The 11,721-nt window shown below is 49.0% G+C and carries 12 protein-coding genes and 1 pseudogene; all 13 read left to right on the top strand.

From position 1 onward, the window contains the following. Positions 1-384 precede the first annotated feature (384 nt). Complete coding sequence (spo0A, locus tag LA360_RS27020) at positions 385-1,203, top strand: sporulation transcription factor Spo0A (RefSeq protein ID WP_002584719.1); 819 nt, start codon at positions 385-387, stop codon at positions 1,201-1,203. A gap of 97 nt (positions 1,204-1,300) precedes the next feature. Further along, positions 1,301-2,746, top strand: a complete 1,446-nt coding sequence (gene glgA, locus LA360_RS27025; protein ID WP_002584718.1) for a glycogen synthase GlgA — start codon at positions 1,301-1,303, stop codon at positions 2,744-2,746. A gap of 70 nt (positions 2,747-2,816) precedes the next feature. After that, the gene (locus LA360_RS27030) at positions 2,817-3,317 is read left to right on the top strand and encodes an HD domain-containing protein (RefSeq protein WP_002584717.1); all 501 of its coding nucleotides are present in this window, start codon (positions 2,817-2,819) and stop codon (positions 3,315-3,317) included. A 78-nt stretch (positions 3,318-3,395) separates the two neighbouring features. After that, complete coding sequence (locus tag LA360_RS27035) at positions 3,396-3,836, top strand: divergent PAP2 family protein (RefSeq protein WP_002584716.1); 441 nt, start codon at positions 3,396-3,398, stop codon at positions 3,834-3,836. A gap of 44 nt (positions 3,837-3,880) precedes the next feature. Next, entirely contained in the window at positions 3,881-4,435 is a 555-nt protein-coding gene (locus tag LA360_RS27040) for a putative ABC transporter permease (RefSeq protein ID WP_022203040.1), read from the top strand. Between the two features lie 110 nt (positions 4,436-4,545). Continuing rightward, positions 4,546-5,160 (top strand): Maf family protein, encoded by a 615-nt coding sequence (locus tag LA360_RS27045; protein WP_002584714.1) that lies wholly within the window; start codon positions 4,546-4,548, stop codon positions 5,158-5,160. Next, complete coding sequence (locus tag LA360_RS27050; protein WP_002584713.1) at positions 5,153-5,938, top strand: HAD family hydrolase; 786 nt, start codon at positions 5,153-5,155, stop codon at positions 5,936-5,938. The genes LA360_RS27045 and LA360_RS27050 overlap by 8 nt, the downstream gene beginning before the upstream one ends. 13 nt (positions 5,939-5,951) lie before the next feature. Continuing rightward, on the top strand, positions 5,952-6,956 hold the full coding sequence (locus LA360_RS27055) for a peptidyl-prolyl cis-trans isomerase (protein ID WP_002584712.1): 1,005 nt from the start codon (positions 5,952-5,954) through the stop codon (positions 6,954-6,956). Between the two features lie 235 nt (positions 6,957-7,191). Then, positions 7,192-7,578, top strand: coding sequence for a GrdX family protein (locus tag LA360_RS27060; RefSeq protein ID WP_002584711.1), 387 nt, complete (start codon positions 7,192-7,194; stop codon positions 7,576-7,578). A 30-nt stretch (positions 7,579-7,608) separates the two neighbouring features. After that, positions 7,609-8,289 (top strand): TetR/AcrR family transcriptional regulator, encoded by a 681-nt coding sequence (locus tag LA360_RS27065; protein WP_002584710.1) that lies wholly within the window; start codon positions 7,609-7,611, stop codon positions 8,287-8,289. A gap of 277 nt (positions 8,290-8,566) precedes the next feature. Beyond that, complete coding sequence (gene grdG / locus LA360_RS27070) at positions 8,567-9,853, top strand: sarcosine reductase complex component B subunit alpha (RefSeq protein WP_002584709.1); 1,287 nt, start codon at positions 8,567-8,569, stop codon at positions 9,851-9,853. 23 nt (positions 9,854-9,876) lie between these two features. Continuing rightward, the gene (gene grdF / locus LA360_RS27075; RefSeq protein ID WP_080633413.1) at positions 9,877-11,187 is read left to right on the top strand and encodes a sarcosine reductase complex component B subunit beta; all 1,311 of its coding nucleotides are present in this window, start codon (positions 9,877-9,879) and stop codon (positions 11,185-11,187) included. Between the two features lie 105 nt (positions 11,188-11,292). Beyond that, positions 11,293-11,721, top strand: a pseudogene (locus LA360_RS31665) (YkvI family membrane protein); the annotation flags it as partial.

The following is an 11,721-nucleotide window of genomic DNA, read 5'->3' on the forward strand; positions in this document are numbered from 1 at the left end:
GGAGGAAAAACAGAGATGTTTGCGTTCTATAATCAAGCCTGTGAGAATATAATGGATTAGAACCTCAACGTGCTGAAATTACAAAAAAGGTGTCGAATTAAAGTAAAATATTGTAAAAAAACCAATTATTTGTTACAAAAATGTTAATCGATATAATTAATAATTGCAAAATGACACCAAAAATGATACAATTTAATCTCGATGCGTGTCTAAAATTGCGACCACGAATCGTTGCTATATGGTATGGGGACCATATATAATTAATTTCGCCAGGAGTTATATTGACGAAGGAGATGGATTTGATGTTAAGATGGTCGAATAGCAGCTACCGATTGATTGGCAGGTAGTTCAGCACAGGCAAACAATTTTAGGAGGTAAAAGGAAGTGGAAAAGCTGAATGTTGCGATTGTCGATGACAATCCGCTGATTCTGAATACGCTGGATGAACTGATTAACGCAGAAGACGGATTATCTGTAATTGGAAAGGCAGACAATGGCGCTGATGCCATTAACATGATTGTTGACACCACGCCGGACATTGTACTGCTGGATTTGGTAATGCCGAAAATTGACGGTATATCCGTAGTGGAAAAAGTGAAAAGCGAGCATACTTTCCTGAAAAATCCTGCATTCATTATACTTAGTGCAGTGGGTGGAGAACAGATGACAGAAGATGCCTTTAAGGCGGGAGCTAATTACTATCTGATGAAACCCTTCGACAAGGAAATCCTGGTAAACAAGATTCGTCATATTGGAAAACTGCCCGATAAACAGCCGGCAGGAAAAGTATTAACGGCTCCTTTTGAGCCGGGGGAAGAATCCCATATCACCAGGGAGGAGTACATGAAGGAGCATCTGGAAACAGACATTACAAAGATGCTTCATGAGCTGGGCATACCGGCCCACATTAAAGGATATCAGTATCTGAGAGATGCTATCGCCATGTCGGTGGAAGACCAGGAAATGATGAGCAGCGTGACGAAAATCCTCTATCCGGCCATAGCCAAACGCAACCAGACAACGGCCAGCCGGGTGGAACGTGCCATACGTCATGCCATCGAGGTGGCCTGGGGCAGAGGCAAGATGGAAACCATCGATGAAGTTTTCGGTTATACAATCAGTACCGGAAAGGGTAAGCCTACCAATTCTGAATTCATTGCGCTGATATCGGATAAAATACTCTTGGAATACAAAAAAATTTAAGACAAATTCATCAGAAAGAACTTCCTAATTTCGGAAAAGTAAGGTATACTATTAAGAAAGGCATATGGAACCTGTTCGTCAGGAGAGGGAGGTTTTGATGAAGAAAATATTATTTGCAGCTTCAGAAGCAGTGCCGTTTATTAAAACAGGAGGACTGGCAGACGTAGTGGGCTCCCTGCCAAAATGCTTTGATAAAGAGTATTTTGATGTCAGGGTCATCATTCCCAAGTACCTTTGCATCAAACAGGAGTGGCGTGACAAGATGGAATATGTAAACCACTTCTATATGGATTATCTGGGACAGAGCCGCTATGTGGGCATCCTGCAGTACGTACACGAGGGTATAACCTTTTACTTTATTGATAATGAGAGTTATTTTAACGGGGCAAAGCCATACGGGGATTGGTATTGGGATTTGGAGAAGTTCTGCTTCTTCTGCCGGGCAGCCTTATCAGCTCTGCCTGTGATTGGATTCCGGCCCGATGTGGTGCACTGTCATGACTGGCAGACAGGACTGATTCCTGTTCTTCTCAAGGATAAGTTCCACGAGGGAGAATTTTTCTGCAATATGAAGTCTGTAATCACCATCCACAACCTGAAGTTCCAGGGTGTGTGGGATGTGAAAACCATCAAGCGCTTTACAGAACTGCCGGATTATTATTTCGCGCCGGATAAGCTTGAAGCCTACAAGGACGGAAACCTGTTAAAAGGCGGTATCGTATATGCAGATGCCATCACCACGGTCAGCAACACTTATGCAGAAGAGATTAAGCTGCCATTCTACGGCGAGGGACTGGACGGCCTTATGCGTTCCAGGGCCGGAAGCCTCAGGGGAATTGTAAACGGCATTGACTACGATGAGTTTAATCCGGAGACAGATACGTATATTGCCCAGACCTATAATGCTAAGAATTTCCGCAAGGAAAAGGTAAAGGACAAGAAGGCGCTTCAGCAGGAGTTAGGCCTTCCGGTGGATGAGAAGACGTTTATGGTCGGCATCGTCTCCCGTCTTACGGACCAGAAGGGCTTTGACCTGATTCAGTGCGTCATGGATGAGCTGTGCAACGATGATTTGCAGCTGGTGGTACTGGGAACAGGTGAGGAGCGCTATGAGAACATGTTCCGCCACTATGACTGGAAGTATCATGACCGGGTATCGGCCCAGATCTACTACTCAGAGGCCATGTCCCATAAGATTTACGCAGCAAGCGACGCATTCCTTATGCCTTCCCTGTTTGAGCCATGCGGCTTGAGCCAGCTGATGGCTCTGCGTTACGGCACGGTTCCCATTGTCAGGGAGACAGGCGGTCTTAAGGATACAGTGGAGCCTTATAATGAATACGAGAGCACGGGCACAGGATTCTCCTTTGCCAATTACAATGCTCATGAGATGCTGGGAAGCGTGCGCTATGCCAAGTATGTCTACAGCAGCAAACGCCGGGAGTGGAATAAGATTATCGACAGGGCTATGGCCAAGGATTATTCCTGGTGGACCTCTGCCGCCAAGTACCAGGAACTTTATGACTGGCTGATTGGATATTGACAACAGACCTGTAATGTCGGATAATATGCTGATGAATTAAGAAAGGTGTGATGCCCATATGGAGCCGTCAGTGGTTTCAGAGATAACAGAAGACGAGGAATACATGGAGTGCGTAAGAGACATACTGTGCCATCCTGTATTCCAGTCCATGGACCAGTACATACAGCACGGGACTACCACATGCAAGACCCACTGTATGCAGGTTTCATACCTTGGATATAAGCTGTGCAAACAGCTGGGAGGAAACTGGAGAAGCGCTGCTCGGGCAGGGCTTCTCCATGATTTGTTTTTATACGATTGGCATACCCATGCTAAGGAGACGGGCCAGTATTTTCATGGATTTACCCACCCGAAAGCAGCCCTGGCGAATGCAGACCGGTATTTCCGGCTGACCGGGGAGGAACGGATGATAATCCTGAGGCATATGTGGCCCCTGACCCTTGTCCCTCCCGCATCCAAGGCAGGATATGCAGTTACTTGCGCGGATAAATATTGCAGTACAGTGGAAGCCACGGCCCGGTTTAAGCACTGGATTCGGATGTGCCTGTTTGCGCAGCCGGCCAGACGGTAATCATACGTTTTGCTAAAACCGTCCCGGAGCCCGTTTGAAAGGGGAAAGAATAATCCGATTATGAATGTATGGACACAGATGCTTGGCAATCAGCTTCTTATGAGTGCCGTTACAGGATGGGTGGTTGCCCAGTTCTTAAAGACACTGATTGACTTTGCTTTGAATAAGAATTTTAACGCGGAGCGCCTGGTGGGGTCAGGCGGCATGCCCAGTTCCCACTCTGCCACGGTCTGCGGCCTGACCACAGCGGCCCTGCTTAAATACGGGGCCGGCTCCTTTGAATTTGCCGTGTCCTTCGTGCTCTCCATGATTGTCATGTATGATGCCATCGGAGTGAGGCGTGAGACCGGAAAACAGGCCAAGCTGCTGAATTCCATCCTTTCAGAGAATCCCCTTAAGCTCAATGCGGAAGTGCTTCAGGAGAAGCTTAAGGAGTACGTGGGACACACGCCTTTGCAGGTTCTGGCAGGGGCTATATTGGGAATCGGGCTGGCTCTGGCCCTGAATTCCTGCTATTAACACGGCGGGGGGTATCATGTTAGACAGGAAGGACAGAAGATACCATGAATGTTTATGATTTCATCAACTGGTTTTTTATGTATAGTTTTCTTGGTTACCTGCTGGAATGTATTGTGCTGAGTGCAGAATATAAGCGGCCTGTAGTGGACCGTGGCTTTGGCCATGGCCCCTTTTGCGTCATATATGGGTTCGGCGCCCTGGGCGCCTGCATGCTGCTGCGGCCCGTTTCGGGCAGCCCCATGGAGCTCTACACGGCGTCCATGGCCATGGCTACTACCATGGAACTGGTCACAGCCAATATTATGGTCCGGCTGTTCGGTTCCTTCTGGTGGGACTACAGCCGCAAACCCTTTAATTACAAAGGAATGATCTGTCTGGAAAGCAGCCTCGGGTGGGGACTTTTGGGTCTGTTTTTCTTTTATTTTCTGGATATAAGGGTTCGTGCTGCCGTGTTCAGCCTGCCCGGCCATGTAGGGCCCGTTTTGGCGGTAGGACTTACCATGTTCTATCTGGTGGATTTCATCCGCTGTTTTCGCCTGCGCCTGGGCGGTATGGAAGATGAAGATGCGCCGGCAGTGGGCCGGCTGAAGATATATTAATTGGATGAAAGGCTGCTGCAGGTGGCTGTTACCATTGGTCTACATGCAGCAGTCTTTTCGTCGTTTTGAGCCGCCCCTGTTTTACGGCGGGTTGAATAAAGGAGAAAGACATGGATATGAGACATACTTGGGGAGGATATCAGGTCGTGCTGGCCTCGGCATCCCCCAGACGGAAGGAACTGCTGGCACAGATTGGCCTGGAGCCTGAAATCAGGCCCAGCCGGATGGAGGAGGAAACCAGGGAGAAGAAGCCGGATATGGTGGTCATGGAGCTGTCCAGACAGAAGGCGGAGGACGTTGCGTCGGGATGTCCCGTGGGCACCATGGTGATCGGGGCTGATACAGTGGTTTCCGTGGGAAATGAGATACTGGGAAAGCCGGGAACTCCCATGAGGGCTTATGAGATGCTGGAGAAGATTCAGGGCAGGACCCATCAGGTATACACCGGTGTGACGGTGTTGCTGTGCCAGGGGAAGGACAGGTGCCATGGGATTACATTTGCGGAGCGCACGGATGTCCATGTATACCCTATGACCTGTGGGGAAATGAAGGAGTATGCCCAGTGCGGTGAGCCCCTGGATAAGGCGGGGGCCTACGGAATTCAGGGCAGGTTTGCCGCCTATATAAAAGGAATTGACGGGGACTACGCCAACGTGGTGGGACTGCCCGTGGGACGTCTCTATCAGGAGATAAAAAGACTTTTGGAGGACAGGGAAGATGATTAAGCTGATTGTATCGGATGTGGATGGAACCCTTGTACCGGACGGATCCCCGGATTTGGATCCGGAGGTATTTGACATTATTCTCAGGCTTCGTGAAAAGGGAATGCAGTTTGTGGTTGCCAGCGGACGCCCCTGGGCCAGTGTGGAAAGCGCGTTTGAGCCGGTAAAGAAGAAGATATTCTATGTTGCCAACAATGGGGCGTACGTGGGCTGCCACGGCAGATGCCTGTATGCCTACACCATGGACCGCCAGCTGGCCCACCGTATCATCCGGAAGGTACGTATGCATCCGGAGCTGGAGATGGTTTATGCCGGTGTGAACGGGGATTATCTGGATTCTAAGAACGATGCCCTGTACGACTGGCTGACCAATGGCTATAAGTTTAATGTTATCCGGGTAAGGGACGTGCTGGAGCTGGAGGAGCCATGTGTGAAGATTTCCATTTATAAGAAGGAGGGAATCGAGGCAGCCACCAGGGACATATATGAGGAGTTTAGGGACCAGGCCAAGATGGCCTGCGCCGGTGACATGTGGATGGACTGTATGGCCAGGGATGTGAACAAGGGCAGGGCCGTGCGCACCATACAGGAGAGCCTGGGCATTAAGGTGGAGGAGACCATGGCCTTCGGGGACCAGCTCAACGATATAGAGATGCTGAACCAGGCCTATTACAGCTTTGCGGTTGCCAATGCCAGGGAAGAGGTCCGCAGGGCAGCCAGATTCCAGGCGGACAGCAATGTGCGGGGCGGAGTCCTCAAGATACTGAAAGGGCTGCTGTGAGAGGAGCGTGACAGTGGACAGAAGCAGGATATACAAGGGACGGGGGAAGAGATGGAAAAGGACCTTGACACTGTGCCTGGCAGCGGTCCTGGCACTGACTGTTTTTACCGGGTGTTCCAGGAAGACAGCTGCAGCAACCGGCTCCAGAACCGTGGATAAGGAGTACACCAGGGGGCAGATGATGGTTATTGCCATCACAGAGCGCAACCGGTACCAGAACATATATACCAGCGAACTGTGGTCTGTGAAGGCGGACGAGAGCGGCAATACATTTGAGGATAAGCTGATGGGCCAGGTGGAGCAGTTCCTGATTGAGCTGGCAACCACCAATCTGATGGCGGATGAACAGGGAATTGAACTTACAAGCCAGGAAAGGGATGCCCTTAAGTCCCTTGCCCAGGAATATTACAGAAATTTATCGGAGCAGGATCGCAGGTTTATGGATGTATCCCAGGACGAGGTGTATGACCTGTACTGCGAATACTACCGCGCGGATAAGCTGGTGGCGGAGCTGACAAAAAACGAGAACCTGGAGGTCAGTGACGCGGAGGCAAAGGTAATAGGCATCCAGCAGATTGAACTGGATTCCAGGGAGGAAGCAGAGAACGTGCTGGCCCTTACCCAGGCAGAAAAAGCGGATTTTGGAGCCATTGCCGCAAAATATTCAAAGAACAGCCGGACAGACAGGACACTGGAATGGCAGAAGGACATGGATGGCCTTGACAGTGCTGCATTTGAGCTGGAGCAGGACCAGGTCAGCGGGATACTGGAGCAGGGCGGAAGATATTATATCCAGAAGTGTGTCAATGCCTATGACCAGGAGGCCACGGCTGCCAGAAAGAGCAGGCTGGCCCAGGAGAAGAAGACAAAGGCGTTCCTGGGAATCTATGAGCCCTACGTAAAGGAACACACGGTGAAGCTTAAGAAGCTGCCCGGTGACGTGGTGGAGTTCTCCGGCGGTGAGGGCTGCACGGCGGACAACTTTTTCCAGCTGTATCACGGATATTTCAGCAAATAGTGTTCACGGAACTACCCATATGAATATTTCTTTTGACTCAGGGTGCTGCAACAGCAATTGAAGGATTTCGATGGCTTTGCAGCACTTTTTACGGGATTTGCATTTTTACAGATATAATTTAGGAAAGCATGGGTTTATGGTGTACGGGATAAATTGACGGAATATGTAATTTGATGTAATATATTAAAGAGATGTTAAGGAAGACAGCAAATAATAATAACCAGGAGGGGATACAATGTTTGATTTAGGTAAATGTATTCTGGTCACCAATAATGACCGGGCAGCAGAAAAATGGGGAGACAAGGTAGACCAGGTTGTTCCGGTGGAGACCTACGAGGAGGTACTGTTAAAGACCAGGGATTTGATTCATACAAACCACAAGCTTCTGACCCACCCCCAGGCCTCCAGTTTAAAGCCCAATCAGACGCCCTACAGGACCATCCTTTTATACAGTGAAACCGGAAAGAGTGACGCGGGGGATATCCGTCTGATTGAGGAAGCCATAGAGGCGTTCAATAAGTGGACCGCCATTAAGAAGGTGCCTAAGTATGATGAGAAGATTGCCTACGATTACAAGACCATTGATTTGTCAATGATAGAGAATGTAATCCCTAAATTATAGGGATAATAAGGAACCGAATGTGAGGAAGTCATGAAAAAGAATGTGGGAACATCCTACTTTAAAGATTTGAGCAGGAAGGATTATGTGGTTCAGGCCAGCAGAATTATAAAGAAGGAGGGAGTGGAGGCCATCAGCATCCGGCGTATTGCGGCAGAGCTGGGATGTTCATCCGCCAGTATGTACCGGTATTTTCAGAACCTGGATGAGCTTTTGTTTTATGCCCAGCTGGATGCGCTCAACGAGTATATCCTGGATTTGTCAAAATGTGAGAAGGATTGGAATGATATCTGGGACGTGCATTTCGGCATATGGCGTTCCTATGCAAAGGAAGCATTTAAAAAGCCCCAGGCTTTTGAGGCTGTATTCTACCGGAACATCAACCGGGACCTGGGAGAGGCCCTTAAGGAATACTATGAGATGTTTCCGGATGCCATCATACAGGTTAGCCCCTTCATCAAGGAGATGCTTGAGATACCCAGCTATTACCAGAGGGATTATTATATATGCAGGCTTCTGGTGGCTGAGGGCAAAATTTCAGAGGAAAATGCAAAAAAGCTGAATCATATCATATGCACCCTGTTTCTGGGATATTTTAAGTTTGTCCAGGAGCACGGCGTCAGTCAGGAAGAGATTCCGGAGCTGGTAAACCAGTTCATTCAGGAGAGCAAGGAAATCACACAGTGCTATGCCTATGATTTCACACCCAAGTAGTGAATATACACAAAAAACATGACAAATTTATAACAAATTGACGAAAAAAACTATTCCTACAGAAAATAACAATAGGCGTCAAGAGTTCCATTGATTATCGCGATAACTTATGTTATATTATAGACATAAGTTATCGCGATTACTATTTTTAAATATCATTTTTGCACAATCCCCAAATTTTGTAACCGAAAGAGTACTGCTGTGGCTGCCAGGTTAGATATATGGAAATATCATGGACAATCAGGCAGTAAAATATAAAGAAGTGGAGGTATTTCATATGAAGCTTGAATTGGGAAAAATCTTTATCAAAGATATCCGATTCGATGACAAGACTCACGTGAAAGACGGAGTGCTCTATGTCAACAAAGAGGAAGTTGAAAAGCTTGTGCTGGAAGACGATAAGCTGACCGGCTGCCACGTTGACATTGCAAAGCCAGGTGAGTCCGTTAGGATTACACCGGTTAAGGACGTGATTGAGCCAAGGGTTAAGGTCAGCGGCGGAGAGATTTTCCCAGGCGTGATCGGAAAGGTAAGCCCGCAGGTGGGAACCGGAAGAACACACGCACTGGAAGGCTGCTGTGTGGTGACTGTTGGTAAAATCGTAGGATTCCAGGAGGGCGTTATCGACATGAGCGGCCCTGCTGCGGATTACTGCCCATTCTCACAGACCTATAACCTCTGCGTTGTAGTGGAGCCGGCCGACGGCCTGGAGACTCATGTATATGAGAAGGCTGCCCGTATGGCAGGCTTAAAAGTAGCTGCTTATGTAGGCGAGGCAGCAAGAGAGCTGGAGCCTGATGAAATCATTACTTATGAGACAAAGCCCATTTTCGAGCAGGCTGCCATGTATCCGGACCTTCCAAAGGTAGGCTACATTCACATGCTGCAGTCACAGGGCCTTCTGCATGATACATATTATTACGGCGTGGATGCAAAGCAGTTCATCCCCACCTTTATGTATCCAACGGAAATCATGGACGGCGCTATTGTTTCCGGTAACTGTGTTGCCCCGTGTGACAAGGTTACCACTTACCATCATTTCCACAATCCGGTTATTGAGGACTGCTATAAGCACCATGGCAAGGATATCAACTTCATGGGTGTTATCCTGACCAATGAGAACGTATTCCTGGCAGACAAAGAGCGTCATTCCGACATGGTTGCCAAGCTGTGCAACTGGATGGGATTAGACGGTGTGCTGATTACCGAGGAGGGATACGGCAATCCTGATACCGACCTGATGATGAACTGCCGCAAGGTAGAGCGCGCAGGAACCAAGGTGGTTCTGATAACCGACGAGTTCCCGGGCAAGGACGGAAAGTCCCAGTCCCTGGCAGACGTTTGCGAGGAAGCCGACGCACTGGCATCCTGTGGACAGGGTAATGCCACACTCCAGTTCCCGGCCATGGATAAGGTCATCGGAACACAGGACTTCATCGAGATGCAGATTGGCGGCTGGGACGGCTGTAAGAACCCGGACGGCAGCTTTGAGGCAGAGCTTCAGATTATCATCGCCTCCACCATTGCCAATGGTTTCAACAAGCTGGCAGCTAGAGGCTATTAATCGAAAATAAAGGAGATGGAAAGATGGCTAAATATAAAATAGTACATTATATTAACCAGTTCTTTGCCGGAATCGGCGGTGAAGAAAAAGCCGATTATACCCCTGAGCTTCGGGAAGGGGTCGTAGGACCAGGTAAGGGACTTAAGGCTGCACTGGGAGAGGATTATGAAATCGTATCAACCGTTATCTGCGGTGACAACTATTTCGGAGAGAATCTGGACGCTGCAACCGATACCATCATTGAGATGGTAAAGAAATGTGAGCCTGATGTATTCGTGGCAGGCCCCGCATTCAATGCTGGACGTTACGGCGTTGCCTGCGGTACCATCTGTAAGGCAGTGGAAGAGCGTCTGGGCATCCCGGTTATCACCGGTATGTATATCGAGAATCCAGGCGTGGATATGTTCCGCAAGGACCTTATCATTGTGGAAACACCTAACTCCGCAGCAGGTATGCCAAAGGTACTTCCTGTTATGTCAGCCCTCATTAAGAAGATGGCGGCAGGCGCTAAAATCCTTGGACCGAAGGAAGAAGGATACATCGAGAGAGGAATCCGCGTGAACTACTTCGCTGAGAAGAGAGGTTCTGAGCGTGCCCTTGAGATGCTGGTTAAGAAGTTAAAGGGCGAGGAATACGGCACAGACCTTCCTATGCCTAAGTTTGACAGAGTTGCGCCCGCTGAGCCTGTTAAGGATATTAAGCACGCAAAAATTGCAGTGGTTACCTCCGGCGGTATCGTGCCAACCGGCAACCCTGACCATATCGAGTCCTCCAACGCCACCAAGTGGGGCAAATACGACATCACCGGCATGGACCGTCTGTCGCCGGATGAGTTTACCACCATCCACGGCGGATATGACCGTCAGTTTGCCATGGCCAACCCCAACGTGGTAGTTCCGTTGGACGCATTAAGAGAACTGGAAAAAGCAGGCGAGTTCGGCGAGCTTGTGAACTACTTCTGCACTACTACCGGTACCGGAACAGCGACTGCTTCTGCAGCCAAGTTCGGCAGCGAGATTGGACAGATGTTTATTGATGAGCATGTGGATGCTGTTATCCTCGTCTCTACATGAGGTACCTGTACTCGTTGCGGTGCAACGATGGTTAAGGGTATCGAGAAGTACGGCATTCCGGTAGTTCACATGGCTACTGTAGTTCCGATTTCACTGACAATAGGCGCTAACCGTATTATTCCCGGTATAGGCATTCCTTATCCTCTGGGCGATCCGCCACAGGGCGAGAAGGACAGCTATAAGCTACGCTTATCCATGGTCAGAAGAGCTCTCAAAGCACTTCAGACACCAGTTGATGGCCAGACTGTGTTTGAGAAATAATCACAGAAATGACAAATCCGGCGCAGCAGGCAGCCTGCCCGCTGCGCCGGCATAAATCAGGACAGCGTTGCGGCGCTGTATCAGACCATGGATAGGAGAAGGCGTATGGATAGTGATAAGAAAGTTAACTGGGGACGGGTAGTTATACTTGCCGGAGCAATCATCGCGTTTACCATTGGTTCCGGGTTTGCAACAGGGCATGAGATTGTCCAGTACTACACTGCATATGGCGTGCAGGGAATTTTTACGGTATTACTGTTTGCGGTCTGCTTCATCTACTACAATTACAATTTTGCCAAGGCCGGAGCGGAAGAGCACTTTGAAAAAGGAAATGGACGTATACAAGTTTTACTGCGGTAAATACGTCGGGACCTTCAGGATTATTATTCTACTGTATTCTGTTACATGTCATTTTTCGTTATGGTTGGAGGTGCTGCCTCTACACTGAACCAGCAGTACGGTCTTCCTTCCTGGGCAGGCGGCGTGCTTCTGACAGCACTGGCAATCTTTACCGTGGTAGGGGGACTTAACTCA

This window comes from Enterocloster clostridioformis (genome assembly GCF_020297485.1).
Lineage (GTDB): Bacteria > Bacillota > Clostridia > Lachnospirales > Lachnospiraceae > Enterocloster > Enterocloster clostridioformis.

Excerpts from the sequence above, each read along its gene's own strand:
- glgA (WP_002584718.1), top strand. The coding sequence starts at position 1,301 with ATGAAGAAAATATTATTTGCAGCTTCAGAAGCAGTGCCGTTTATTAAA.
- LA360_RS27035 (WP_002584716.1), top strand. The coding sequence starts at position 3,396 with ATGCTTGGCAATCAGCTTCTTATGAGTGCCGTTACAGGATGGGTGGTT.
- LA360_RS27040 (WP_022203040.1), top strand. The coding sequence starts at position 3,881 with ATGAATGTTTATGATTTCATCAACTGGTTTTTTATGTATAGTTTTCTT.
- LA360_RS27045 (WP_002584714.1), top strand. The coding sequence starts at position 4,546 with ATGGATATGAGACATACTTGGGGAGGATATCAGGTCGTGCTGGCCTCG.
- LA360_RS27050 (WP_002584713.1), top strand. The coding sequence starts at position 5,153 with ATGATTAAGCTGATTGTATCGGATGTGGATGGAACCCTTGTACCGGAC.
- LA360_RS27060 (WP_002584711.1), top strand. The coding sequence starts at position 7,192 with ATGTTTGATTTAGGTAAATGTATTCTGGTCACCAATAATGACCGGGCA.
- LA360_RS27065 (WP_002584710.1), top strand. The coding sequence starts at position 7,609 with ATGAAAAAGAATGTGGGAACATCCTACTTTAAAGATTTGAGCAGGAAG.
- grdG (WP_002584709.1), top strand. The coding sequence starts at position 8,567 with ATGAAGCTTGAATTGGGAAAAATCTTTATCAAAGATATCCGATTCGAT.